General features: G+C 28.2%; 28 protein-coding genes and 1 tRNA gene. 24 read left to right on the top strand and 5 right to left on the bottom strand.

Translation table 11 applies throughout. The features are described 5' to 3' along the window. Positions 1-349 precede the first annotated feature (349 nt). Positions 350-1213, top strand: coding sequence for a DegV family protein (locus HUU89_RS09060; RefSeq protein ID WP_175301578.1), 864 nt, complete (start codon positions 350-352; stop codon positions 1211-1213). Positions 1214-1246: 33 nt separating this feature from the next. On the opposite strand, the gene HUU89_RS09055 is transcribed toward HUU89_RS09060, so the two are convergent. Then, a complete protein-coding gene (locus HUU89_RS09055) occupies positions 1247-1840 on the bottom strand; it encodes an AAA family ATPase (protein ID WP_032090526.1) in 594 nt (197 codons plus the stop codon). 102 nt (positions 1841-1942) lie between these two features. Between HUU89_RS09055 and HUU89_RS09050 the strand changes: the two genes are divergently transcribed. Beyond that, positions 1943-3232 carry an alpha-amylase family glycosyl hydrolase gene (locus tag HUU89_RS09050; protein ID WP_147579506.1) on the top strand — a complete coding sequence of 430 codons (1290 nt, stop codon included), beginning with the start codon at positions 1943-1945 and terminating at the stop codon, positions 3230-3232. A gap of 22 nt (positions 3233-3254) precedes the next feature. Here the strand turns inward: HUU89_RS09050 and def are convergent, their stop codons facing one another. Together def and HUU89_RS09040 are read right to left on the bottom strand one after the other, a co-directional pair. Further along, positions 3255-3824 (bottom strand): peptide deformylase, encoded by a 570-nt coding sequence (def, locus tag HUU89_RS09045; protein WP_117480217.1) that lies wholly within the window; start codon positions 3822-3824, stop codon positions 3255-3257. A 53-nt stretch (positions 3825-3877) separates the two neighbouring features. Beyond that, positions 3878-4066: a hypothetical protein gene (locus HUU89_RS09040; RefSeq protein ID WP_022002922.1), complete on the bottom strand. Its 189-nt coding sequence runs from the start codon at positions 4064-4066 to the stop codon at positions 3878-3880. 124 nt (positions 4067-4190) lie between these two features. Here HUU89_RS09040 and HUU89_RS09035 point away from each other — a divergent pair, with 124 nt between their 5' ends. From HUU89_RS09035 to HUU89_RS08970, 14 genes are all read left to right on the top strand, one after another. Then, on the top strand, positions 4191-4451 hold the full coding sequence (locus HUU89_RS09035) for a UPF0223 family protein (RefSeq protein ID WP_032090522.1): 261 nt from the start codon (positions 4191-4193) through the stop codon (positions 4449-4451). Next, positions 4451-5677, top strand: a complete 1227-nt coding sequence (locus HUU89_RS09030; protein WP_217498465.1) for an FtsW/RodA/SpoVE family cell cycle protein — start codon at positions 4451-4453, stop codon at positions 5675-5677. The genes HUU89_RS09035 and HUU89_RS09030 overlap by 1 nt, the downstream gene beginning before the upstream one ends. 29 nt (positions 5678-5706) lie before the next feature. Further along, positions 5707-5994 carry a spore coat protein YlbD gene (gene ylbD, locus HUU89_RS09025; protein ID WP_022002919.1) on the top strand — a complete coding sequence of 96 codons (288 nt, stop codon included), beginning with the start codon at positions 5707-5709 and terminating at the stop codon, positions 5992-5994. After that, positions 5994-6173, top strand: a complete 180-nt coding sequence (locus HUU89_RS09020; RefSeq protein WP_022002918.1) for a YlbE-like family protein — start codon at positions 5994-5996, stop codon at positions 6171-6173. The genes ylbD and HUU89_RS09020 overlap by 1 nt, the downstream gene beginning before the upstream one ends. Beyond that, positions 6170-6517 (top strand): YlbF family regulator, encoded by a 348-nt coding sequence (locus tag HUU89_RS09015; RefSeq protein ID WP_022002917.1) that lies wholly within the window; start codon positions 6170-6172, stop codon positions 6515-6517. Before HUU89_RS09020 ends, HUU89_RS09015 begins: the two co-directional genes overlap by 4 nt. Beyond that, the gene (rsmD, locus tag HUU89_RS09010; RefSeq protein ID WP_175301577.1) at positions 6514-7062 is read left to right on the top strand and encodes a 16S rRNA (guanine(966)-N(2))-methyltransferase RsmD; all 549 of its coding nucleotides are present in this window, start codon (positions 6514-6516) and stop codon (positions 7060-7062) included. Before HUU89_RS09015 ends, rsmD begins: the two co-directional genes overlap by 4 nt. Positions 7063-7065: 3 nt before the next feature. After that, entirely contained in the window at positions 7066-7551 is a 486-nt protein-coding gene (gene coaD, locus HUU89_RS09005; protein ID WP_175301576.1) for a pantetheine-phosphate adenylyltransferase, read from the top strand. Between the two features lie 87 nt (positions 7552-7638). Further along, positions 7639-8322, top strand: a complete 684-nt coding sequence (locus HUU89_RS09000; protein ID WP_147579507.1) for a LytR/AlgR family response regulator transcription factor — start codon at positions 7639-7641, stop codon at positions 8320-8322. 80 nt (positions 8323-8402) lie between these two features. Continuing rightward, the gene (locus tag HUU89_RS08995; protein ID WP_032090519.1) at positions 8403-9518 is read left to right on the top strand and encodes a DEAD/DEAH box helicase; all 1116 of its coding nucleotides are present in this window, start codon (positions 8403-8405) and stop codon (positions 9516-9518) included. Further along, a complete protein-coding gene (locus tag HUU89_RS08990) occupies positions 9467-10096 on the top strand; it encodes a ComF family protein (RefSeq protein ID WP_022002912.1) in 630 nt (209 codons plus the stop codon). The genes HUU89_RS08995 and HUU89_RS08990 overlap by 52 nt, the downstream gene beginning before the upstream one ends. Positions 10097-10331: 235 nt before the next feature. After that, entirely contained in the window at positions 10332-10535 is a 204-nt protein-coding gene (locus HUU89_RS08985) for a cold-shock protein (RefSeq protein ID WP_022002911.1), read from the top strand. A gap of 112 nt (positions 10536-10647) precedes the next feature. After that, positions 10648-13281 carry a preprotein translocase subunit SecA gene (gene secA, locus HUU89_RS08980; protein WP_032090518.1) on the top strand — a complete coding sequence of 878 codons (2634 nt, stop codon included), beginning with the start codon at positions 10648-10650 and terminating at the stop codon, positions 13279-13281. Next, the gene (gene prfB, locus HUU89_RS08975; protein WP_175301575.1) at positions 13281-14399 is read left to right on the top strand and encodes a peptide chain release factor 2; all 1119 of its coding nucleotides are present in this window, start codon (positions 13281-13283) and stop codon (positions 14397-14399) included. Before secA ends, prfB begins: the two co-directional genes overlap by 1 nt. Beyond that, a complete protein-coding gene (locus tag HUU89_RS08970; RefSeq protein WP_147579511.1) occupies positions 14389-15252 on the top strand; it encodes a YitT family protein in 864 nt (287 codons plus the stop codon). The genes prfB and HUU89_RS08970 overlap by 11 nt, the downstream gene beginning before the upstream one ends. A gap of 8 nt (positions 15253-15260) precedes the next feature. Here the strand turns inward: HUU89_RS08970 and HUU89_RS08965 are convergent, their stop codons facing one another. Next, positions 15261-15698, bottom strand: a complete 438-nt coding sequence (locus HUU89_RS08965) for a hypothetical protein (protein WP_175301574.1) — start codon at positions 15696-15698, stop codon at positions 15261-15263. 112 nt (positions 15699-15810) lie between these two features. On the opposite strand from HUU89_RS08965, the gene ftsE reads away from it, so the two are divergent. The 5 genes from ftsE (at position 15811) to HUU89_RS08940 (ending at position 19816) form a co-directional block, all read left to right on the top strand. Then, positions 15811-16494 (top strand): cell division ATP-binding protein FtsE, encoded by a 684-nt coding sequence (gene ftsE, locus HUU89_RS08960; RefSeq protein WP_022002906.1) that lies wholly within the window; start codon positions 15811-15813, stop codon positions 16492-16494. Beyond that, positions 16494-17405 carry a permease-like cell division protein FtsX gene (gene ftsX / locus HUU89_RS08955; RefSeq protein ID WP_175301573.1) on the top strand — a complete coding sequence of 304 codons (912 nt, stop codon included), beginning with the start codon at positions 16494-16496 and terminating at the stop codon, positions 17403-17405. Before ftsE ends, ftsX begins: the two co-directional genes overlap by 1 nt. A gap of 75 nt (positions 17406-17480) precedes the next feature. Next, complete coding sequence (locus HUU89_RS08950; protein WP_175301572.1) at positions 17481-18725, top strand: deoxyguanosinetriphosphate triphosphohydrolase family protein; 1245 nt, start codon at positions 17481-17483, stop codon at positions 18723-18725. Positions 18726-18739: 14 nt separating this feature from the next. After that, positions 18740-19684 (top strand): homoserine O-acetyltransferase MetA, encoded by a 945-nt coding sequence (gene metA / locus HUU89_RS08945; RefSeq protein ID WP_175301571.1) that lies wholly within the window; start codon positions 18740-18742, stop codon positions 19682-19684. 47 nt (positions 19685-19731) lie between these two features. Further along, positions 19732-19816, top strand: a tRNA-Leu gene (locus tag HUU89_RS08940). 61 nt (positions 19817-19877) lie between these two features. On the opposite strand, the gene pepV is transcribed toward HUU89_RS08940, so the two are convergent. Beyond that, on the bottom strand, positions 19878-21245 hold the full coding sequence (pepV, locus tag HUU89_RS08935; RefSeq protein ID WP_119363693.1) for a dipeptidase PepV: 1368 nt from the start codon (positions 21243-21245) through the stop codon (positions 19878-19880). Between the two features lie 101 nt (positions 21246-21346). Between pepV and HUU89_RS08930 the strand changes: the two genes are divergently transcribed. Genes HUU89_RS08930 through HUU89_RS08920 form a run of 3 tightly spaced genes read left to right on the top strand, consistent with a single transcriptional unit; the run spans position 21347 to position 24589 of the window. Then, positions 21347-21757 (top strand): NUDIX hydrolase, encoded by a 411-nt coding sequence (locus HUU89_RS08930; protein WP_175301570.1) that lies wholly within the window; start codon positions 21347-21349, stop codon positions 21755-21757. A gap of 10 nt (positions 21758-21767) precedes the next feature. Next, positions 21768-23906, top strand: a complete 2139-nt coding sequence (locus HUU89_RS08925; RefSeq protein WP_147579513.1) for a Tex family protein — start codon at positions 21768-21770, stop codon at positions 23904-23906. Between the two features lie 8 nt (positions 23907-23914). Next, positions 23915-24589 carry a YiiX/YebB-like N1pC/P60 family cysteine hydrolase gene (locus HUU89_RS08920; protein ID WP_175301569.1) on the top strand — a complete coding sequence of 225 codons (675 nt, stop codon included), beginning with the start codon at positions 23915-23917 and terminating at the stop codon, positions 24587-24589. The last annotated feature ends 90 nt before the right edge of the window (positions 24590-24679 follow it).

Below are 24679 nucleotides of genomic sequence, written 5' to 3'. Positions count from 1 at the left end.
CATATTATAGACTATGTAGTAAACAAAATATCTAAAAAAGACACAAAAGTATTGACGAAACTTAGAGATGGAGTTATATTATAAGTGTCTTAAAAAGATACATTAATAAAAATAAATTTTAAAAGTTGAAATTAAAGAAACAAAAGGAGGAACTATTATGGAAAAATTATCAAATAAGGGATTAGTTACAATCATTTTAGGAGCATTAATGATGGGATCGGTAGTAGTTCAATGTGTTTCGCATATCATTGATGCGATACTTATTTTTTAAAAATCTTGCTTTTTATATACAAATAGTTATAATAAGTTCCATTAGTATGAAGTTCAAAATAATTTTAAGGAGATATAAATGGAAAAAATTGCAATTATAACAGATTCATGTAGTGATATAAAAAAAGAATATAGAGAGTTATATGATATACATGTTTTACCAATACAAATTCAATATGATGGAAAGAGTTATAGAGATGGTGTAGATATTACTTCTAATGATATTTATGCGATTCAAGATGAAAAAGTAATTAAAACTTCTTCACCAGTTGGAGAAGATTTGTTTAATTTATTAGATCAACTAAAAGATAAAGGATATACTCATGTTATTGGTTTATTTTTATCTAGTGGTATATCTGGGACAGGTAATCAAATGAGGCTATTTTGTCAAACTTATGAGAAATTAAAATGTCATATTGTTGATAGTCAAAGTGCATCAGTGGGATTAGGAGTTATTGCTATTAGTCTTGCTAAATATAGAGAAGAAGGAAAGTCTTTTGATGAATTAATTGAAATTGCAGATTTCTTGTGCCATCAAAATTATGCTTATTTTTCAATAGATGATTTAAATTATTTACAAAAAGGTGGACGTATTGGTAAGGCTTCGGCATTTTTAGGAACAACACTAAAGATCAAACCAATTCTTTCTTTTGAAAAAGAAAATGGAGAAATTTATGTTCCAGCTAAAGTGAGAGGTTCAAAGAAAGTAAAATCAAAATTGATAGATTTAATAGAAAGTCATCTTGAAGAAAATCCACATCAAAAATTTGCATTGGCTATTGCAGATGCTAATAATTTGGAAGAAAGAAATATTTTGGAAGGAATGTTAAAAGAAAGGTTTCCTCAATTTACATATATAATCGATGGTCATGTTGGTGCTGCTTTATCTTGTTATCTTGGTTCAGGACTTTTAGGAGTAGCAATTCAATTTTTACCAGAATAAAAAATATTCAGGGTGTCCTGAATATTTTTTATATTATTTCCATAATTTTCCGTTTTGATAAACTTTAACAATTAATTGAGCGATTTCATCAATTCCCATATCACTATTAATACATAAATCATAGTCTTTCATATTTGCCCATGTATTTGTTGTGTAATAATTATAATAACTCTTTCTTTGTTTATCTCTTTTTTGAACATATTTTTTAGTATTTTCGTGTTCTTCTTTATAATCTTTTTCAACACGTTCAATTCTAGATTCTAAAGGAGCATACACAAATATTCTTAAAACATGAGGATAGTCTTCTAAAATATAGTTTGCACATCCATTAACAATAATACAATCTTCTTTTTCAGCAAGATGTTTAATGATTTTGGCTTGTGTAGCATAAACTTGGTCATTAATTGGTAAAACAAGAGGACCATTATTAAGTGAATAAGCAAAACTTGATGATTTTTCTTGAGATGCTTTACGAATTGTATCAATATCAATACCTAATTGGCGCGCTGTTTCATCAATAAGTTCATTATCATAGAAAGCAATATTTAAGGCTTCAGCTACTTTTTTAGCAATCAATCTTCCTCCAGAACCATATTCTCTTGTAATAGTAATAATTTTTTGAGTCATAATAAGAACCTCCTTATATATAATATATTATATCATATTTTTTAAATAACTCTAACTAAATAGTGTATAATAATAGATAGATGTATAAGGAGGCTTTTTATAATGTGGTTTAATGAAAGTGTATTTTATCAAATTTATACTCTTAATTTTTGTGGGGCTCCTCGTGATAATGATGGAATTGTGGAACACCGTATTTTAAGATTGAATGATTTTATGGATTATTTTGAAGATTTAGGAATAAATGCTATTTATTTTAATCCTGTGTTTTCAAGTGATCATCATGGTTATGATACAAGAGATTATTGTAAAATTGATGAACGTTTAGGAACAAATGAAGATTTTATTGAAATTTGTAAAAATTTACATGATAGAGGGATGCGTGTTGTTTTAGATGGTGTTTTTAATCATGTAGGAAGAGGCTTCTTTGCTTTTCAAGATGTTTTAAATAATAGAGAAAATAGTCAATATAAAGATTGGTTTAGAATTGATTTTAACGGCAATTCACCTTATGATGATGGTTTTTATTATGAGGGATGGGAAGGACATTATGAATTAGTTAAATTAAATTTAGATCATCCAGATGTTCAAAATTATTTATTAAGTGCTGTTGATTATTGGATTGATGCCTTTGATATTGATGGTATTCGTTTAGATGTTGCCTATAGTTTACCAAGATGGTTTATGGCAATGTTAAAAGATCATTGTAGACAAAAAAAGGCGGATTTTTTCTTGTTAGGTGAAGTTTTAGGTGATAATGCAGGATATATGTTTAGTGAAGCACATTTAGATAGTATTACAGATTATCCTGGTTTTAAAGGACTTTGGTCTTCGTTTAATTCATTAAATATGTTTGAAATGGCTCATACAATAAAACGTAATTATGGAGAAATGTATAGAGGACAAACATTATTTAGTTTTGTTGATAATCATGATGTAGAAAGAATAGCATCTAAATTAACAGATTTAGAAAAATTACCACTTATTTATGGTATGTTATTTTCTTTACCAGGAATACCATGTATCTATTATGGAAGTGAATGGGGACAAACCGGAAAGAAAGAACAGGGAAGTGATGATTCTTTAAGACCAGAGTTTACCAAACCAATGCCTAATGATTTAACAAAATATATAAAAAAATTGATTTCTATTAGAAATCAATCATCTGCTTTACAAAAAGGTGAGTTTAAAGAATTGGTTTTAACAAATAAACAATTTGTTTTTGAAAGAAATGATCAACAAGAAAGAATTATTGTAGCATTAAATTTAGATGATCAAGAATTTACCATTTCTTTAAATGAAAATCTTATTTCTTTAATTGATCAACAAGAAATTGAAAATCAAGGACAAATAGTATTAAAGCCCAAAACAATTCATTATTTTAAAGTAAAATAAAAGGTTCGAAAGAACCTTTTATTTATTCAATAACCATAGCATTTTCGATTGGTACTAATGGATATTCTTTATTAATATGATCATAGTATAAAACACCATCAAAATGATCAAGTTCATGTTGTAAACAAATAGCTAAAAATCCTCGAGCAACAATTTTTACATCTTTGTTTGTAAGTACGTCAAATCCTTCAACAGTGATTTTAGCATGGCGTGGAACATAACCTTTTACATCTTCAGGAACTGATAAACATGCTTCTCCAGTTTTTAAATAAGATTGTTTAGGTGTATAAGAAACAATCTTAGGATTCGCTAAAGCATAATCAGTAGATTTTGTTACATTTCCTTCTTCATCATAATCTAAAACATGGATGGCACACATTCTTTTTGGAATACCAAGTTGAATAGCTGCAATACCTACTGCAGGTCTTAAATCATATTTTTCAGAAAGTTCTTCATCTTGGCTTGCAACTAAAAATTCATGCATTTTCATGAGTAAATCATGATTTTCTTTGGATAGAGGAAGTTCAACCTCTTTTGATACTGTTCTAATTAATTCGTTTGAATCATCTATAATATCTTTCATTAATAACATTTTTTTCACCTCATTCGTGGTTATTATAACATATTTTGAGGTGATTGAAATATCTAAGGTCTAATTCTTGAATTACCACAAATGATTAATAATAAGAAAACAACTAAAACAATTGCAAACCAACTACATCCTGTATTGTTGCAACCAAAGCCACCCATAATAGGTGTATAGCCGCATGTGTTACATCCACCACAGCCAAATGGATTATTGACATATCCATTGCAGTTATAATCACAGTTCATTGTTTATCCCTCCTTTACTATTACCATATTATGATTTCAAATAATTGTATGGGGGATTTATCATAAGTCATTTATTTTTATACTTTTTTAAGTTATAATATCTTACTGAAATGAGGTGTAAATGATGGACTATAATTATCCACTAGACTATACATGGTCAACAGAAGATATTATTGATGTTATGTCTTTATATAATGCAGTAGAAAAAGCATATGAAGAAGGAATAAGTAAAACAGATTTTTTAAATGCTTATAGAAAATTTAAAAATGTTGTTGGGACAAAGAGTGAAGAAAAGCAAATTGATAAAGAATTCCAAGATGTTTCTGGATATTCTATTTATAAAGTTTTTAAAGCAAGTCAAGAAAATGATTGGATCAAATTATAATGACAAAAAGAATAAAAGCTTTTTTTAGAAAAAAAGGGGCAGATAAGCCTATCTTTTTTGCAGTTTTTGTATTGATTTGTTTAGGAATTGTAATGATTGGTTCAGCATCAATTGGAGCGGTCTCTTCAAAAGGAACGGCATTTGCAATAAAAAATATGATTACACAATCTATTTATGTAGCAATAGGTGTTTTTATTATGATGGTTCTTACAAAGGGTTTTAAATTAAAAATGATTAATTACAGAAGTTCAATGGCTGTATATATTATGGGAATCATCTCAATGTGTGGCTGTGTTTTTTGGACGACCAAAGGTTCACATGCTTGGATTCATTTAGGTCCTTTTACAGTACAGCCAGCAGAATTTATGAAAATTGGTATGGTTCTTATTTTATCTTATATGCTTACTGAAACTGATTCAGCATTTGTAGTAAAAGGAAAATTTAGAACAGCTGAATTAAAAAGTAAATTTTATAAAGATAAATTTAACAAATGTGTTTTGTTCCCTTTAGCTCTTATGGTTTTTGCATTTGGAGTAGGAGATATTGTACAAAAGGATTTAGGAAGTTCTCTTATTCTAGCAGCAATTTGTTTTATTTGTTTTATGTCAACACCAAGAGATTATTATAAAAAATATAAAAAACTCGTTTGGATTGCTTTAGCTGTAGCGGTTATTATTTTAGGATTCTTAATTACAGCTGTTTTACAGGGATATCAATTACAACGTATTGATTCTTGGTTGAAACCATTAAAAATAGAAAATATTTATGATAGTTCATGGCAACTTGTCAATTCTTTGATTGCTTTTACAGATGGTGGTATTTTTGGACTTGGATTAGGGAATTCTATTCAAAAATATGATTATATTCCAGAGGCACATAATGATTTTATAGGGGCCATTATTTATGAAGAACTTGGTATTTTTGGATTGGCTTTAATGATTATTCCAACAGCTATTATTATTTTTAGATTATTAAAATATGCAGATCAAATTCAAAATAATAAATCAAGAGTTATTTTGATAGGAATAGCTTCTTATTTTATGTTACATTTATTTGTTAATTTAGGTGGCGTTTCAGGATTGATTCCAATGACAGGTGTTCCATTATTATTGGTATCATCTGGGGGATCTTCAACGATTGCTGCTTTAATAGCAATAGGTATTGCCCAAGCAATTATTTCCAAGTTCAACAAAGAACAACTAGAAAAAACAGACACACAATTATAAATGTTTCATATGATATATTAGGTGATTTGATGGATAATTTAAAAGAGTTTAAAGCTTTTTTAAAGACAATACCAAGTATTAAAGAAGATGTATTAAATCATCGCTATACTTGGCAAGAAATATATGAAATCTATACAATGTATGGAGAAGATGATCATTTTTTCAAACCGTATAAGGAACATCCAATAGAAAATATGAATGTTTTAGAAATTATCAAAAATGTCGATTTGGAAGCATTATCTTCTTCTTTGCAATCAATCGAAAAAGTTTTAGGAATTGTTTCTAATCTTTTAGATAAAAATAAAGAAGGTAAATAATGAAAGAAGATGTTTTAGATTATATACGTAAGCATCCTGTTTGGTATGTTACATTATGTCATTATCCAGAAAAATATGATGATTTATTAGATGAAATACATCAAAAAAAACAAAGTACAGTTTTAGAAAAGCTAGAAAGAATATCAATACTAATGAGTATGTTGGAGATGTTACAATGAATGAAACAATATATGATTTAATAGATGCTATCAAAGAAGATAAGCGCTATCTACAATTTAAAGAGCAATCTTTAAAATTATTAAATCAAGAAACAAAAGAATTATTAGATAATTATCAAAATCTTTTACAAGAATTAGATGATTTGAAAAAGTTTGAAAAATATATTGATTTGACACAGAAAAGACAAGAATTAAATGAAGTAAGAAAAAGAATGTCACAAAATGAAAACATTCAAAAATATTATCAAAGTTATTATAAAATCAATGAATTACTCGATGAAGTAACAAAAATTGTTTTTAAAGATATTAGTGATTCATTAGATACATCAGGGTATAAATTATGAGAGTGATTGCAGGAAAGTATAAAAAAAGACAATTAAAAGTTCCTAAGAGTCAATTAACAAGACCGACAACAGATAAAAATAAGGAAAACCTTTTTAATATGATTGGACCATATTTTCAAGGAGGAACGGTATTAGATTTATTTGGAGGTAGTGGTGGACTTGGAATAGAAGCGATTTCTAGAGGATGTGATACACTTTATAGTGTGGATCATCAATACGAAGCTTTTAAAACAATTAAAGAAAATTTTTCTCTTTTAAAATTGGAAAATTGTTTTCCTTTGAAAATGGATTATAAAAAAGCTTTAAAATATTTGTATGAAAAAGGTATAAAGTTTGATTATGTTTTTTTAGATCCACCTTATGGAAAAGGACTTGTTGATGATATTCTTCAATATTTAGTTGATCATCAAATGTTGAATCCACAAGCGTGTATTGTAGTAGAAGAATTAAAAGAAGTTGAGTTTAAAGGAATAGAAGGAATTGAGTTAAATAAAAGAAAAGAGTATGGAATTACAGCTCTTAATATTTTTTATTATGAGGATTAAATCATGAAGAAAATTGCTGTATATAATGGATCGTTTGATCCAGTTACAAATGGACATTTAGATATTATTGAACGTGCTGCAAAGATATTTGACATATTATATGTAACGGTAGCTATTCATCCAACAAAAGTAGGCTTGTTTACGATTGAACAAAGAAAAGAACTTTTAAAAAAAGCAACATCTCATTTAAAAAATGTAATTGTTGATTCAACAGATGAACTTTTTATGGATTATGTCAAAAAAGTCAATGGACAAGTGCTTATCCGTGGCTTACGTTCAACAACAGATTTCGATTATGAATTACAATATGCACAATCTAATCAATATTTAAATAGTCAAATAGAAATAATGTATTTAATGACAAAGCCATCACATTCTTTTATCTCATCATCTGTCGTTAAAGAAATAGCTAGTTATCATAAGCCACTTACAGGCTTAGTGCCAGAGTGTGTTGAAGATGCATTAAAAAAAGTATATCAAGATCAATAAATCGCTTCGGCGATTTTTTTTAGTCCAATTTGTTCTAAAATCATAGAGTAGATTGTAAATCATATACACTGATAAAGAGGTGATCAAATGAATATTTTTATTGGAGAAAATAATTTAAAAGATTATGTTTTTTTAAAATCGATTATTGAAAAATGGGGTATAGAAAGACAACAAGAAATCTATTTTCATTGGTATAAACAGCTTTATTATCAATTACCAAAATGTTTAAAAAACTGTGATCTTGTATTTTTAGAATTAGATATGAAACATATCAATGGTTTTGAATTTGCAAAGATCTTAAGAAAAAAAGATTTATCAATACCGATTGTTTTTCAAACAAAAAATACACATTATGGGATATTAAGTTATCAAGTACAAGCGATGCACTACTTATTAAAGCCACTTGATCAACAAGAAATATATAAAATACTTGATCGCGTTTTATTACATCAACATTCTAAGACATTTATTTATCAGTTTAAAAAAGAAGTTCACAAAATACCTTATGAAGACATTATTTATATAGAAGCTTATCAACACCATGTTATGATTCATCAAAATGATATGACAAAAAGAAATTATCTCAGTTTAAAAGAAATAGCTTTACAATTAGATGATTCTTTTTGTCGTTGTCATCGAAGCTATATTGTTAATTTAAAATATGTTGAGAGGATAGAAGGAATGAATTGTATCACTAAAAATAAACAAGTTATTCCTATTTCTAAGAAATACAAAAATGATTTTATTGAAAAAATCGTGAGACAAATGTGAAACAAATTTGAGACAAATGTGAAACAAATTCGAGACGAATTATTTTGTAAAATGTATTAAAATAGATGTGGGTGAAGAAGATGAAATGTTCGAGATGTCAAAATGAAGATGTTCAATATTTTTTTGAAAACAATGGGCGTATTTATTGTAGAAAATGTATTGCTTTTTCTACAAAGACAGTTAACTTAAAACCTGTTAAAAATGAAAAGAAAATATACTATCATTTAAATTATTCATTAAACTTAGAACAAGAAAGAACTTCAAGATTATTGATAGAAAGATATCAAAATCATCAAAATACAGTATTAAAAGCAGTAACAGGAGCAGGAAAGACGGAAATGATTTATGGTGTCATTGAATATGCATTGAATTTAGGACATCATGTTTGTTTGACGATGCCAAGAAAAGAATTGGTTATAGAATTAGCAAAGAGAATTCAAAAACAATTTTTTAATATTCAGCCCATTCTTGTTTATGGAGGACATACAGAGTGTTTAGAAGGACAATTTATTATTTGTACAACACATCAGCTGTACCGGTATCCACGAATGTTTGATTTATTGATTTTAGATGAGTATGATGCTTTTCCATATCGTGATAATGAAGTTTTGGAAAATATATTAATGAATAGTATAAAGGGAAATTATGTGTTTATGTCTGCAACGATTGAAAGTGGAGATGTACAAGTCTTACAAAGGTTTCATCATCAACCATTACCAATTCCTACTTGTAAGGTAATGGGAAACTTTATGATGTTGTGTCATCTTGTTTATCAATTAAAAAAGTATCAAAAAGATAAAAAACCGGTGTTTCTTTTTGTACCACGTATTGAAATGACAAGACAAGTACAAAAATTTCTTAAATTCTTTTCTATTAAAAGTCACTGTGCTACGTCAAAAGAAAAAAATATTCATCAATCATTAGAAATGATTAAATCCCATGAAATAGATGTTATTGTATGTACAACAGTTTTAGAAAGAGGAATGACTGTTGAAAATGTACAAGTTATTATTTTACATGGTGAACATCCCCTTTTTGATAAAGAAATACTTATTCAAATAGCAGGGCGAACAGGGCGAAAAGTACCCTATACAAATGGAGATATTATCATTTATACAAATAGACAAACGAAGGCTATTAAAGAATGTATCAAGGATCTTCAACAAAGCAATGCCTTATCTGCCATAAAGAGTTAAATCAACAACAAGATCTTTTTCACTTGGTGAATAATTCTTCTCTTTGTTTAAGCTGTATAAGAAAATTTAAAATAATAAATAGTGATATAAGGATTCAAGGATATCATGTCAAGGTTTTATATGAATATAATGATTTTTTTAGACAACTCCTTTTTCAATATAAAGCATTAGATGATTATGCTTTAAAGGATTGTTTTATAGAATCATTTCAAGAATTAAAAAGGACCTACAAAAATTATATCATTGTTGTTATTCCTAGTAGTCAAAAAGATAATAAAAGACGTGGCTTTTGTCCTAATGTTGAAATTGTTAAGACATTTTCTCAACATATTTTTACAGGTTTGTATAAAAAAGAAGACTACAAACAGACAAAACAAAAAGATCGAAGCCAAGTAAAGAAAATATTATCTATTAAAGAGGGAAATCTTCTTTATAAGAAGAATGTTTTAATATTTGATGATGTGATGACTTCATCAAATACTTTACAAGCAGCATTTCAACAAGTAGAAAAATATCACCCTAAACAAATAAAAGCATTAGTATTGGCTTGCCCTCATATTGATTATTTTAAAAAATAATCAATTCTATTGTAGACACTAAGAAAACCACTAACCAATAGTAAGGGTAAGCTTTATGCTTTTGCTAGAAATGCTTTTTATTACTTTTTCAACAAATATGTAAAATAGTGTGAACTATTTGACAATAGAGATGACATTTTTTTATTATAAATGACACGTAAAATTTATTTGTCGAATGAAAATGATAACTTTTTTATAAAATATTAAATATACTGAAATAGACAAGGAAAGGATGATGAAAGTGCAAGGAAGAGTCAAATGGTTTAATGCCGAAAAGGGATTTGGATTTATTGATCGAGGAGAAGGAAAAGATGTCTTTGTTCATTATAGCCAAATTGTTCAAAATGGATATAAAACACTTAATGAAGGCGAATTAGTTGAGTTTGAATTATATCAAAGCGAACGCGGTATGCAGGCAAAACATGTCGTAAAAATCTAGAGATAATCTCTAGATTTTTATTTTAAGTAGGGATATTTAAATTTTGCTTTTAATAATCACAATTATTTGATATAATTAAACTCGATTACAAGCGTAAAAGGAGCGTGTATGTATGGCTAGTAGAAAGCAAGAAATAAGAAAAGAAATTAAAAAGAAAAACGCTAAATTAGGAATCGATGTTGAAGCAGCTAAAAATATTGTTGATTTACAAGATCAACAAGGTGAAGATATACATGTAGAAGATTTTAAAAATGAAGAATATAATGGAGAAGTTATTCCATTTTCTACAACACCACAAAAAACAAAAAAAGGCTTTGTTTCAAAAATTAAAGGTGTTTTCGATGATGAAAGAAAACAACTTAAAAAATTAGATAAGATTGCTCAAGAAATTATTTCTTTAGAAGATAAGTATAGTGCTTTGTCTGATGAAGAATTAGCAAATCAAACAAATGTATTAAAAGAAAAATTAAATAACGGTAGTGAATTAGATGATATTTTAATTGATGCTTTTGCAGTTGCAAGAGAAGCTGCATGGCGTCAAATTCATTTAAAAGCTTTTAAAGTTCAATTAATGGGTGGTATTGCATTACATAATGGTGATATTGCTGAAATGAAAACAGGTGAAGGTAAAACATTAACTTCTATTTTCCCAGTTTATTTAAATGCATTAACTGGAAAAGGAGTTCACGTTATTACTGTTAATGACTATTTGGCTGAACGTGATGCTAGAAATAATGGTAAAGTATTAGAATTTTTAGGATTAACAGTTGGATTAAATAAAAGAGAATTAACACCTCAACAAAAACAAGAAGCACATGGTTGTGATGTTACTTATACAACAAATGCTGAATTAGGTTTTGACTATTTAAGAGATAATATGGTTACTTCAATGGAAGATAAAGTATTAGTTAAAGGACTTAACTATGCTTTGATCGACGAAGTTGACTCTATTTTAATTGATGAATCAAGAACACCATTGATTATTTCAGGTGGTAAGAAAAATACAGCTGCTTTATATTTACAAGCAGATCGTTTTGTTAAATCATTAATTGCTGAAAAAGATTATGAAGTTGATATTGAAACAAAAACTGTTTCATTAACTCCAAAAGGAATCGAAAAAGCAGAAAAAGGATTTAAGATTGATAACTTATATGATATTCAACATACTTCATTAGTTCATCATATCAATCAAGCATTAAAAGCAAACTATGCGATGACTCGTGATGTTGAATATATGATTGCAACAGAAGATGGTACAAGAGATATTCGTAATGCAAAAATTATGATCATTGATCAATTTACTGGACGTGTTATGCCAGGACGTGCTTATTCTGATGGGTTACATCAAGCAATTGAAGCTAAAGAAGGTGTTCCAATTAAAGAAGAAACAGAAACAAGAGCAACAATCACATATCAAAATTTCTTCAGATTATTTAATAAATTAGCAGGGATGACTGGTACTGCAAAAACAGAAGAAGAAGAATTTATGATGATCTATAACATGCGTGTTATTGAAATTCCAACAAATAAACCAGTTATTCGTGATGACCGTAATGATAAGATCTATTCTACAAAAACAAATAAATTTAAAGCATTATGTGATGAAGTTGTTGCAAGACATGCTTATGGTCAACCAATTCTAATTGGGACTGTATCGGTTGAAACTTCAGAAATTTTATCAAAAATGTTAGATAAAAGAGGAATTAAACATAATACATTAAATGCGAAAAACCATGCTAAAGAAGCTGAAATCATTGCAAGAGCAGGTCAAAAAGGTGCGGTGACAATCGCTACAAACATGGCTGGTCGTGGTACTGACATTAAACTTGGTAAAGGTGTACCTGAAATTGGTGGTTTAGCAGTTATTGGTTCTGAAAGACATGAATCTAGACGTATTGATAATCAGTTACGTGGACGTTCTGGACGTCAAGGTGACCCAGGATATTCTGTATTCTATGTTTCTTTTGATGATGAATTAATGCAAAGATTTGCTGGTGAAAAATTACAATCATTTAGTAATTATTTAGATGATGATATGGCTATTGAAAATAAAATGGTTTCAAAAGCTATCGAAAATGCACAAAAACGTGTTGAAGGTCAAAACTTTGATTCACGTAAACATATTCTTGAATATGATGATGTTATGAGACAACAACGTGAAATTATGTATAAAGAACGTGATGAAATCATGTCATTAGATAATTTAGATGATATTATCAAAGGTATGTTCAATCAAGCAATTGAAATGACAATCAATAGATGTACAACTCATGGTAAACATGATGAAGTTGATGTGGATGCTGTTTTAGATTTTGTAGCTAAAAATTATATGTTACTTGCTGAAATTGATGCTAAGAATAAAGATGTTGTTAAAAATGATTCTAAGAAATTATTAGAAACTTTAACAGAAATTTGCTTCTCTCAGTATCAAATGAGATTAAATAAAGATATTGATCATGCAAAAATCGTTAATTATGAAAGAAGTGTTTTATTAGGAGTTATTGATTATACTTGGATCAATCATATTGATGCAATGACTAAACTTAGAAATGGTATTTATTTACGTGCGTATGCACAAAAGAATCCACTTTCTGAATATACAGAAGAAGCGTTCTATATGTTTGAACAAATGAAACTTTCTATTGTTGATATGATTTCTAAAAATATTGTGCATATGGGTATTCGTCCTGGTAGTTCAGCAGAAGAAAATATTCCTCATTTAAAATTAGAAGTAGAATTTAAATAATGGAATTATATGAAATAAAAAATGGGCTTGATAAAGCCCATTTATTAATAGACGAATATAGAAAATCTGCACAAATTGATGAAAAATTAAGAGAAATAGAAGGTCTTTCATATCAAACAATGCAAGATGGCTTTTGGGATGATCCAACAAAAGCTAAAAAGATCTATGACGAATTAAATGATATGAAAAAAATTACTGATGAATATGAAAGTCTTTGTCAATCATTAAATTCATTAGATGAAACATATACATTGGTTAAAGAAACGGATGATCAAGAATTTCAAACTATTTTAGAAAGTGATTATCAAGATTTTGAACGAAGAATGGGTGAATTTGAAAAAATTTTACTTTTATCTGGAAAGTATGATAGTGCTAATGCCATCGTAGAAATTCATCCAGGTGCAGGAGGGACAGAAAGCCAAGATTGGGCAGAAATGTTGTATCGTATGTACCAAAGATATTGTTCGACGAAAGATTTTAAAATAGAAGTTTTAGATTATTTAGATGGAGATGTTGCAGGTATTAAATCAGTTACTTTCTTGGTTAAAGGAAAATATGCTTATGGACATTTAAAGGCTGAAAAAGGTGTTCATCGACTTGTTAGAATATCTCCATTTGATTCTTCCAAAAGACGTCATACTTCATTTGCATCCATTGATGTTATTCCTGAATTAGATGATACAATTGAAATTGACATTAAACCAGAAGATTTAAGAATTGATACTTATCGTGCAAGTGGAGCAGGTGGACAACATATTAATAAAACAGATTCAGCAGTTAGGATTACCCATATTCCTACAGGAACAGTCGTTACTTGTCAAAGTCAAAGAAGCCAAATTCAAAATAGAGAACAAGCAATGATGATGTTAAAAAGTAAGTTATTTGCTTTAATGGAAGAAAAACAAGCAAAAGAATTAAAAGAAATACAAGGTGAGCAGAAAGAAATTGCTTGGGGTTCACAAATTCGCTCTTATGTTTTACATCCATATTCTTTAGTAAAAGATAATCGTTCATTATATGAGTCTAATAATCCTAAAGATGTTTTAGATGGAAACTTAGATGATTTTATTTATGCGTATTTGAAATCTCGTATACAGGAGGGTAGTCATGAAGAATAAATTTTTTAAAAAATGTTTAGAAATTGCTGTGATTGTTATTGGTAATGCTATTCTAGCATTTGGAATTTGTGCTTTCATTACCCCTCATGGGATTATTGTTGGTGGCGCTTCTGGGTTAGGATTAATTGTCAAACAAATAACAGGAATTCCTTTATCGCTTGTTGTTTATGTAATCAATATTATTATGTTTATTGCAGGCTATTTTTTTCTAGGAAAATCTTTTGCAGCTAAAACATTATTAAGTACAATTATTTTCCCAACATTTTTAACGATATTTGAAAATACTCCGGGGGTTACACATCTTACAAATGATTTACTCTTATCCTCTGTTTATGCAGGAATTTTTGTAGGTGGAGGATTAGGACTTGTTTTAAGAATGGGAGCAAGTACCGGAGGAATGGATATACCACCATTAGTTCTAAATAAAAAAACAGGTATTTCTACGACTGTTCTTATTAATGGCTTTGATTGTATTATCCTAGCTTTACAAGTTCCTTTTTCAAATGTTGAACAAATTCTTTATGGTATTTTAGTTGTTTTGATTACTGCTTTGGTCATGGATAAAATGATTTTATTAGGTGAATCTAAAATTCAAGTATTGGTCATTTCACCAAAATGGAATGAGATTCAAAGTATTCTTTATGATCAAATAGATCGAGGATGTACGCTTATGAATATTACCACAGGTTATAAAAAACAAGATATGTATGCAGTGATGTCTGTTGTCAGCCGCCGAGAATTAGTGACACTTACCAATGAAATTTTAAAAATTGATGAGGCAGCATTTATTATTACAAATGAGACACATAATGTAAGAGGAAGAGGATTTACATTACCTAATATAGATTTATAAAAAAAGTGCTATTTTCTTAGCACTTTTTTTAGTAAATGTGTTTTACGTAAAGTTTTTTTACGTTTTCTTTTTTTATCGTTTTGTATATGTGATTGATAAATAAGAGATTCAAGTTTCCTTTTTTTATCTAGAATTTCTTTTCCTTCATTTTTTTTTCTTTCTAATTCTATACGTTGATGATAATCAATAGCATATTGCCTTACAGTTTGTCTTAAAGAATTTAAATCATCATCCTTTTTTAAATGTTGATTTTGATGATCGACATCAACATAAAGTTCTACATAACCACATTTAGGACAATAACATGATTTAATTTCTTTATGTTCTTTATTGAATTGATCTTTTTTTATAATTAATTCTAGATAGCTTAAAGTATTGATTCCTTTATCTTTTACATAACAATTTGTAGATAGTTCATTATTGCATCTAGGGCATATTCTTTTCATTTAGCCACTCCTTCAATAAACATATTATAACATGAAAAAACATAATTAATAGACTCAATATTCAAACAAAACTTACAAATTGTGCTATAATACTCCTGGGAGCTGAATAGAAATGATAAAACTAACAAATGTTACAAAAATTTATAAAACAGGAGTAAGAGCACTTAATGATGTAAATCTTACAATTGAACCTGGAGAATTTGTATATGTTATCGGTACAACTGGTGCAGGAAAATCTACTTTTATTAAGTTATTATATCGTGAAGAAAAACCAACTTCAGGAAAAGTTGAAGTTGTAGGACAAGATGTTTCTAAAATTAAAAATAGTAAAGTACCTTATTTTAGAAGAAATATAGGTGTTGTTTTTCAAAATTTTAGATTATTACCTAAAAAAACAGTTTTTGAAAACGTTGCCTATGCCTTAGAAGTTATTGATACACCACGTGTAGAAATCAGAAGACGTGTAAGAGCAACATTAGAGCTTGTTGGTTTGGAAGATAAGGTCAATGCTTTCCCTCATGAATTATCAGGTGGTCAACAACAAAGAGTTGCAATTGCTAGAGCAATTGTAAATCGTCCAAAAGTTTTAATTGCTGATGAACCAACAGGAAACTTGGATCCAGAAACTTCAAAAGAAATTATTAATGTATTAATGCGTATTAATGAAGAACAAGGGACAACTGTGTTAGTTGTAACTCATGATCAAAAGATTGTACAAGAACATAAAAAACGTACAATTTTAATGGAAGATGGTTGCATTAATGCTGATACATCTTTAGGAGGATATGATTTATAATGAAAGAATTAATAAGTTGTATAAAAAATTTACCAAAACATTTTAAAGAATCATTGGTTAATTTATGGAGAAATGGTGCAATGTCTTTTTCTTCAATTTTTGCTGTAACAATTACTTTATTACTTATTGGTGTTATTAGTGTTTTAGCACTTAATGTTCAAGATATTTCAGCAAATATTGAAGATGGCGTGCGTATTTATGTTAAATTAGAAAGATCGATTGATGAAAATGCTGAAAAAGAAGTAGGGAATCAAATCAAAAAACTTAAAGGTGTTGGATCTGTTACATATTCATCAAAAGATGAAGAGTTGAATAAACTTATCGATAAACAAGGTAAAGATGGTAAGACGTTATTTGAGTCTTATCGTGAAGATAATCCTTTAGGTTCTGCTTATGAAGTAGAAGCAAAAGATCCAACAAAACTTGCAAGTTTAGCTAAAAAGATTCAAGATATTCCTAATGTAAATTCTGTTAATTATGGTGGTGATTCTACACAAAGTATGGTCACAACATTGAATACAATACAAAAAGCTGGATCAGTTTTTATTGTTGGTTTAGTTATTGTCGCCTTATTCATGATATCTAATACAATTAAAATTACAATTACAGCAAGATCTACTGAAATTTCAATTATGAGAATGGTTGGAGCAAGTAACTGGTATATTCGTATTCCATTTATGTTAGAAGGTATGCTCATTGGATTGTTTGGAGCAATTATTCCAATTCTTGTTCTTGTTTATGGTTATGGAGCGTTATATAACTATACAGGTGGTTCATTAATGTCATCAATGCTTGTATTAAAAGCCCCAATGCCATTTATTAGAGATTTCTCATTTATTTTAGCTGGCTTAGGTGCTGGAGTAGGTTTAATTGGAAGTTTTGTTTCAATGAGAAGATTCTTAAAATTCTAAAAGATTATCGAAAGATAATCTTTTTCTTTATCTTTTTTTTTAATTTTTATATAATGAAAAAGCGAGGTATAAAAAATGTCAAAAAATAGTTTTTTAAAAGAAGCAATGTATGAAAATCATCCTCAATATCAACAAGCAATTTCAAGAAATGAAGCACTTTATCAAAGAAAAAATGATTTAAGAAGTCCTTTTTCTAGAGATTATAATCGTATTATTTTTTCTCTTGCTTATCGTAGATTGAAACATAAGACGCAAGTTTTTTTTGCAGTTGAAGATGATCATGTTTGTACAAGAAGTGAGCATGTAAATCTTGTAGATTCAGTAAGTTATACTATTGCTCATTATTTAGGATTAAATACAGAACTTACAAGAGCAATTGCTGTTGGACATGATTTAGGACATGCACCTTTTGGACATGGTGGAGAAAAGATCATTAATCAGATTTCTAAAGAACATGGTCTACAAGATTTTTGGCATGAAAAAAATAGTTTACATTTTGTAGATCAAATTGAAACTTTGGAAGATGATCATCATGTTCGTAGAAATTTAAATTTAACGTATGCTGTAAGAGATGGAATTATTTCTCATTGTGGAGAAATGAATCAAAAAGCAATTATTAAAAGGAATGAATCTATTGATTTAAAAGATTATTTATATCCTGGGCAATACAATCCTTATACTTGGGAAGGCTGTGTTGTTAAAATGTCAGATAAAATTGCTTATCTTGCTAGGGATATTGAAGATGCTTTACGATTAAATATTATTGATGAACAGCTTGTAGAAGATTTAAGAAATCAACTAAATCAATTAACAAAATCTCATTTTGATGCTATTAATAATGGAACAATTGTTAATTATTTTATATTAGATGTTTGTCAAAATTCTTCTATAGAGAAAGGAATATGCTTATCAGATGAAGCTTTTGAAGTCATGAAGTATATTATGAAATTCAATTATCAAAATATTTATCTAATTGATCGTATAGAAGTCCACACAAATTATGTACAACTTATTTTAAATTCTATTTTTCAATTTTTATATAAATATGATAAGATAGCAAATGATAATCAAATAAATGTTTTAGAAGCTTTAAAGAAAGATCAAAAAAAATATCCTGTAACTATTCAAGGATATATGCATTGGTTAGAAAAGTATAGTCAAATGAAGCATTTTAATAGAAATCCATTATATCAAAATCATATTATTTATGATTTTGAACATGATAAAAATGCAATGGCTAAAAGTATTATAGATTATTTGTCAGGAATGTCAGATGCTTATATATTAAAAATATTTAATGAATTTATTTCATTTTCATAGAGAGGAAGTTACATATGCCAATAAAAATACCAAATGATTTACCAGCAAGTAAAATATTAAAAGAAGAAAATATCTTTGTTATGGATGAAACAAGAGCTTTATCACAAAGAATTCGTCCATTAAAATTAATTATTGTTAATATTATGCCAACTAAAATCGTGACAGAAACACAGCTATTAAGATTGCTTTCTAATACACCTTTACAAATTGAAGTAGATTGGTTATGCATGGAAAGTCATAATTCTAAAAATACATCACAAGAACATTTAATGGAATTTTATAAAACCTTTAATGAAATTAAAGATAATAAGTATGATGGTTTGATTGTAACAGGTGCTCCTGTTGAAAAATTAAAATTTGAGGATGTAGATTATTGGGATGAACTTACAAATATTTTTGATTGGGCCAATACAAATGTCTTTTCTTCATTCTTTATTTGTTGGGCTTCTCAAGCATCTTTATATTATTATTATGGTGTTGAAAAATACCAATTGAAAGAAAAATTAACAGGTGTTTATCATCATCATACAAATCCAGAAAAGATGAGAAGAAGAATTCTAAGAGGTTTTGATTATCAATTTTATGCACCCCATTCAAGATATACTTCTGTTAAAAAAGAAGATATTGAAAAAATTGAGTCATTAGATATTTTAGCTTCTTCAAACGATGCGGGTGTTTATTTGGTAGCAGAAAAGGACGGGTCAAGATTTTTTGTTACAGGACATCCAGAATATGATCCAGATACATTAGATAAGGAATATCACCGTGATTTAGCTAAAGGTGGGGATTGTGTAATGCCTAAAAACTATTATAAAAATGATGATGTCAATGATGAAATCTTAGTTAAGTGGCGTAGTCATGCCTATTTATTATTTTCAAATTGGCTTAACTATTATGTATATCAAAATACACCATATAACTTAGATGATTTATTAAAAATGAAGACGACTAACAAATAGTCGTCTTGTTTTTATCTTCAAAATGTGTTAAATTAAATATGTTAGATGCGGCCGTGGTGAAATTGGTATACACGTAGGTTTGAGGGACCTATGGCTTATGCCGTGCCGGTTCAAGTCCGGTCGGCCGCACCATAGAGTTGATAAGCTTATCTTTAAAGATAAGTTTTTTTGTATAAAAAAAGAATAGAAATTTCTATTCTTTAATTAAATCATAAATTGCTTTAGCAAAGATTTCTGTTGATTTTAATAATGAATCAATCTTTATGTTTTCATTGTTACCATGAATTGCGTTATCTTCATCTTTGAATTCACATCCAAAAGCTACACAATTTGGCATTGATTTAGCATAAGTTCCTCCACCAATTGCTTGTGGTTGACTTTCTGTATCACCTGAAACTTCAACATAAGCTTTATGAAGTTTTTGAACAAGCTCACTGTTTGGATCGATATAAAGTGGTTCATGAATATCACTTTCTAAATTTAATCCAAGAGACTGACATAATTCTTTTACACCATCACACATTTCCTTTAAATCAATTTCATGAGGACAACGTAAGTCTAATTCAATATCAGCATCTTCTTTAACATATTTGACAACACCTAAATTCATTGTTAATTTACCCATTAATCCTTCATGATTAATTTGTAAACCTTTTCCATAATAATCATTTAAATAAGTTGCAATAAAATGTACAAGTTTATTATTAATAACAGTATCTAAATAAGTTGCAAGTAAACTTACAGCGTTAATTCCTTCTTCTGGTAAAGAAGCATGTGCGCTTTTTCCTTTTAAGACAAGCTTTGTACAATTTCCTTCTTCTTCAATGATACCAGTTACATGATGATCACTTAAAAATTGTTTAAATGATTCTTCATATTGTTTATGATTGCCTTCGATAATTGCTTCACATTCACCAGGAACAATATTTACACGATCACCAGCTACCATTGCAATCAATCCATCTTTTTTTACATTTCCTGTTATATGGAAACGAACAATTCCTTTTTCACCATAAACAACAGGGAATTCAGCATCAGGAGTAAATCCCATAGATGGATATGGATTCTTAGTAAAGTAATGTTCAACGCAAGAAGATCCACGTTCTTCATCACAACCAAAAATAACACGAATTTTCTTTTTAACAGGTAAATCTAAATCATGAATGATTTTAGCAGCATAATATCCAGCAAGTAAAGGTCCTTTATCATCAGCAACACCTCTACCATAAAGTTTACCATTAGCTTGAACCACTTTAAATGGATCGCTGTCCCATCCTCTTGAATCAACAGGAACAACATCCAAATGACCTAAAATACCAAAACTTTCTTCTTGATCACCAATATCTATATGTCCAGCATAACCATTTTCATCATGTACAACAAAACCATCTCTTTTTCCAATTGCTAACATAGCATCAAGAGCTTGTCTACATTCACTTCCATAAGGTTGGTTTTCACCGATTGTTTTTTCATTATAAACGGAAGGAATTGCACATAATGTTTCAATATCTTGAATAAGCTGTTCCTTTCTTTTTTCGACTTCTTCTTTAAAGTTAATCATATTAAAATCACCTCAGCATATATTATACATTTTTCATAATAATTTTTAAACATATTTGATAAAATAATGTTATGATAAAGACAGTATAGGGGGAAATATCAATGGAAAATATAAGATTTCATATTACAGTAAAAGGAATTGTTGTTTTTAAACAAAAAGTATTATTAATGAAAAGAGTTAGACCATCTAGTGATGGACTAGGATATTGGGAGCTTCCTGGGGGCGGTTTAGAATATGGGGAAACACCGAATGAAGCTTTAAAAAGAGAATTGAAAGAAGAAACGGGTTTAACGATCGATGTTGTTAAACCAGCATATACTTTTACCAAAATAAGAAAGGATTATCAAACAGTAGGTATTGGTTATTTAGCATCTACAGATGATGATCATGTTGCTATTTCTTTTGAACATACGGATTATAAATGGTGTCCAATTGATGAATTAAAAGATTATTTATGTGATGAAATTTACCAAGATATTATCTATACGTTAAAAGAATATACAAGTATTTAAAGAGGTTTATATGAATCAAGAAATTATTAAAACAATTAGTGAAGAATTAAATGTAAGAGTACATCAAATTGAAGCAGTTTTATCTTTATTAGAAGAAGGTAATACAGTTCCTTTTATAGCACGTTATCGAAAAGAAAAGACGGGTGCTTTAGACGAAGATCAAATACGTACAATTGATAAATATTATCAATATCAAGTGAATTTATTAAAAAGAAAAGAAGATGTTATTCGTTTAATTGATGAAAAAGGAATGTTAAATGAAAAATTAAAAACAGATATTTTAAAAGCTACACAATTAAGCGAAGTTGAAGATCTTTATCGTCCTTATAAAGAAAAAAGAAAAACAAAAGCAACAGCCGCTAAAGCAAAAGGATTAGAACCTTTAGCTAAATGGATCTTAGCTTTAAATAAAGGAGATATTTTAGTAGAAGCTAAAAAATATTTAAATGATGATGTTTTAAATGTAGAAGATGCCATTCAAGGAGCTTTAGATATTATTGCTGAAGATATTGCTGATGATATTAAATATCGTAAGTTTTTAAAAGATATGCTTTATAAAGGTGGTATTTTAAAAACAAGTGAAAAGAAAAAACATGATGATGAAAATAAAGTTTATGAAATGTATTATAACTATCAAGAAAAAGTAAAAACTTTAGTATCACATCGTATTTTAGCAATCAATCGAGCTGAAAAAGAAAAAGTAATCAATGTAAATATAGAAGGAGATAAAGATTATTATTTACAATACATTACAAGAGGTGTTACAAAAAGCAGAGAAACAAATCTTTTACCATACATTCAAAAAGCAGTAGAAGACAGTTATCAAAGATTATTATTCCCTTCTATTGAAAGAGAAATAAGAAAAGAATTAACAGAAAAAGCTAATGAACAAGCATTAAAAGTCTTTTCAGTCAATTTAGAAAATCTTTTATTACAAGCACCATTAAAAAATAAAATGGTCTTAGGTGTTGATCCTGCTTATCGAACAGGATGTAAATTAGCAGTTGTTGATCAAACAGGTAAAGTCTTACACATTGATAAAGTCTTTATTACTTTACCTAAAGATAATTATGATAAAGATATTAAAACTTTATTAGATATTATTTCAAAATATAAAATTGAAATTATTGCTATTGGAAATGGAACTGCTTCAAGAGAATCCGAAGCATTTATTGCTAAACTTATTCAAGAACATCATTTAAATGTAGAATTTGCTATTATTTCTGAAGCAGGTGCTTCTGTTTATTCAGCAAGTCAAATTGCTAAAGAAGAATTTCCAGATTATCATGTAGAAGAAAGATCTGCAGTATCAATTGCAAGACGTTTACAAGATCCACTTGCTGAACTTGTTAAAATTGAACCCAAAGCAATTTCAGTTGGACAATATCAACATGATATTCCTGAAAAAAATTTAGAAGAACAATTGGATTTCGTTGTTGAAAAAACAGTAAATAATGTTGGTGTTGATATCAATACAGCTTCTAAGTCATTACTTAAATATGTTGCAGGATTAAATGCTGGTGTAGCACAACAAATTGTTTTATATCGAAATGAACATGGTAAATTTCATAATCGAAATGAAATAAAAAATGTAAAAAAATTAGGAGCCAAAACATATACACAAGCAATAGGTTTTTTACGTGTCTTAGATGGTGATCATCCATTAGATGCTACTGCTATTCATCCTGAAAATTATCAACAAGCTTTAGATTTATTAAATTTATGTCAATTATCATTAGCTGATTTAGGAACAGTGGAACTTAAAGATAAATTATTAAAAATTAATAAAAAAGAAGTTATAGAAACTTTAAAAATTGACCAATATACATTAGATGATATTATTGATTGTTTAATTAAACCAAATCGTTCAATTAGAGATCAATATCAAACACCACTTTTAAAAAAAGATATTCTTCATATAGAAGATCTAAAACCAGGAATGGTTTTAGAAGGAACTGTTAGAAATGTTGTTGATTTTGGAGCTTTTGTGGATATTGGCTTAAAAAATGATGGTTTAGTGCATATATCAAAAATGTCAAAACAAAGAATTAAACATCCATTAGATGTTTTAAGTATAGGGGATATTGTAGAAGTCAATGTCATAGATGTTGATTTAAATAAAAAAAGAGTAAGTTTAAGTATGATCTAGGTGATGATGTGTATAGAATATATGCTTTGATATTATGTTTATGTCTTGTGGGATGTACACAAAAAAAAGATATCGAGGTATCAACTCAAAAGGAAAATTTTAGTTATGAAGAGGTTTCAGAAAATTTTTCAAAGTTGCAATGTGGGGATATTATTAATATTGAAAATAGTCATTATATTTCAAATATTGCGATTCCTGGTAGGTGGAAACATACACTTATCTATTTAGGAAGTTTAAAACAAGTTCAAGAACTTTTGGATACTTCTTTTCCATATTATGAAAAAATCATGAAGATGTATAAAACGCAAAAGGAAATACTTGTTTTAGATGCAAATGTTGGAGGTGTACAGATACGTACCTTTGATCAAATGGCTAATTTAAAAAATGAGTCTTATTTAAAAGCCATGACATGTTTTCGTTTTTTAAAAGAGAATACTTTTATTAAAGATTTTTTGAAAAATGCTTTAGATTATTTAAATTATCCTTATGATTATCAAATGGATTTATCAAGTGATCAAGAATTATATTGTAGTGAGCTGGTGGTTTGTTCATTAAAAAAAATGAATATCACTCTTTCTAAACAAACACAAGTTTTTAAATATCGTATTATTTCACCAACAGATTTAATAGAAGAACTTGTAGAAAAAAAATTGGTGAAAAATGTTTTAATTTTGCTAAAGTGAAAAGTTAAATTCCACTTTAAAAAAATGAAAAATAGAAGTAGAATTTACTCTTTCAGAAAGCAGATTTTATAAGAATATTAGGTGATTTGC

It is taken from the genome of Faecalibacillus sp. H12, assembly GCF_013361255.1.
Lineage (GTDB): Bacteria > Bacillota_I > Bacilli_A > Erysipelotrichales > Coprobacillaceae > Faecalibacillus > Faecalibacillus intestinalis.
This window is presented reverse-complemented; position numbering and strand designations above follow the sequence as displayed.

Coding starts and splice junctions, on each gene's coding strand:
- HUU89_RS09060 (WP_175301578.1), top strand. CDS start 350: ATGGAAAAAATTGCAATTATAACAGATTCATGTAGTGATATAAAAAAA.
- HUU89_RS09055 (WP_032090526.1), bottom strand. CDS start 1,840: ATGACTCAAAAAATTATTACTATTACAAGAGAATATGGTTCTGGAGGA.
- HUU89_RS09050 (WP_147579506.1), top strand. CDS start 1,943: ATGTGGTTTAATGAAAGTGTATTTTATCAAATTTATACTCTTAATTTT.
- def (WP_117480217.1), bottom strand. CDS start 3,824: ATGTTATTAATGAAAGATATTATAGATGATTCAAACGAATTAATTAGA.
- HUU89_RS09040 (WP_022002922.1), bottom strand. CDS start 4,066: ATGAACTGTGATTATAACTGCAATGGATATGTCAATAATCCATTTGGC.
- HUU89_RS09035 (WP_032090522.1), top strand. CDS start 4,191: ATGGACTATAATTATCCACTAGACTATACATGGTCAACAGAAGATATT.
- HUU89_RS09030 (WP_217498465.1), top strand. CDS start 4,451: ATGACAAAAAGAATAAAAGCTTTTTTTAGAAAAAAAGGGGCAGATAAG.
- ylbD (WP_022002919.1), top strand. CDS start 5,707: ATGGATAATTTAAAAGAGTTTAAAGCTTTTTTAAAGACAATACCAAGT.
- HUU89_RS09020 (WP_022002918.1), top strand. CDS start 5,994: ATGAAAGAAGATGTTTTAGATTATATACGTAAGCATCCTGTTTGGTAT.
- HUU89_RS09015 (WP_022002917.1), top strand. CDS start 6,170: ATGAATGAAACAATATATGATTTAATAGATGCTATCAAAGAAGATAAG.
- rsmD (WP_175301577.1), top strand. CDS start 6,514: ATGAGAGTGATTGCAGGAAAGTATAAAAAAAGACAATTAAAAGTTCCT.
- coaD (WP_175301576.1), top strand. CDS start 7,066: ATGAAGAAAATTGCTGTATATAATGGATCGTTTGATCCAGTTACAAAT.
- HUU89_RS09000 (WP_147579507.1), top strand. CDS start 7,639: ATGAATATTTTTATTGGAGAAAATAATTTAAAAGATTATGTTTTTTTA.
- HUU89_RS08995 (WP_032090519.1), top strand. CDS start 8,403: ATGAAATGTTCGAGATGTCAAAATGAAGATGTTCAATATTTTTTTGAA.
- HUU89_RS08990 (WP_022002912.1), top strand. CDS start 9,467: ATGTATCAAGGATCTTCAACAAAGCAATGCCTTATCTGCCATAAAGAG.
- HUU89_RS08985 (WP_022002911.1), top strand. CDS start 10,332: ATGAAAGTGCAAGGAAGAGTCAAATGGTTTAATGCCGAAAAGGGATTT.
- secA (WP_032090518.1), top strand. CDS start 10,648: ATGGCTAGTAGAAAGCAAGAAATAAGAAAAGAAATTAAAAAGAAAAAC.
- prfB (WP_175301575.1), top strand. CDS start 13,281: ATGGAATTATATGAAATAAAAAATGGGCTTGATAAAGCCCATTTATTA.
- HUU89_RS08970 (WP_147579511.1), top strand. CDS start 14,389: ATGAAGAATAAATTTTTTAAAAAATGTTTAGAAATTGCTGTGATTGTT.
- HUU89_RS08965 (WP_175301574.1), bottom strand. CDS start 15,698: ATGAAAAGAATATGCCCTAGATGCAATAATGAACTATCTACAAATTGT.
- ftsE (WP_022002906.1), top strand. CDS start 15,811: ATGATAAAACTAACAAATGTTACAAAAATTTATAAAACAGGAGTAAGA.
- ftsX (WP_175301573.1), top strand. CDS start 16,494: ATGAAAGAATTAATAAGTTGTATAAAAAATTTACCAAAACATTTTAAA.
- HUU89_RS08950 (WP_175301572.1), top strand. CDS start 17,481: ATGTCAAAAAATAGTTTTTTAAAAGAAGCAATGTATGAAAATCATCCT.
- metA (WP_175301571.1), top strand. CDS start 18,740: ATGCCAATAAAAATACCAAATGATTTACCAGCAAGTAAAATATTAAAA.
- pepV (WP_119363693.1), bottom strand. CDS start 21,245: ATGATTAACTTTAAAGAAGAAGTCGAAAAAAGAAAGGAACAGCTTATT.
- HUU89_RS08930 (WP_175301570.1), top strand. CDS start 21,347: ATGGAAAATATAAGATTTCATATTACAGTAAAAGGAATTGTTGTTTTT.
- HUU89_RS08925 (WP_147579513.1), top strand. CDS start 21,768: ATGAATCAAGAAATTATTAAAACAATTAGTGAAGAATTAAATGTAAGA.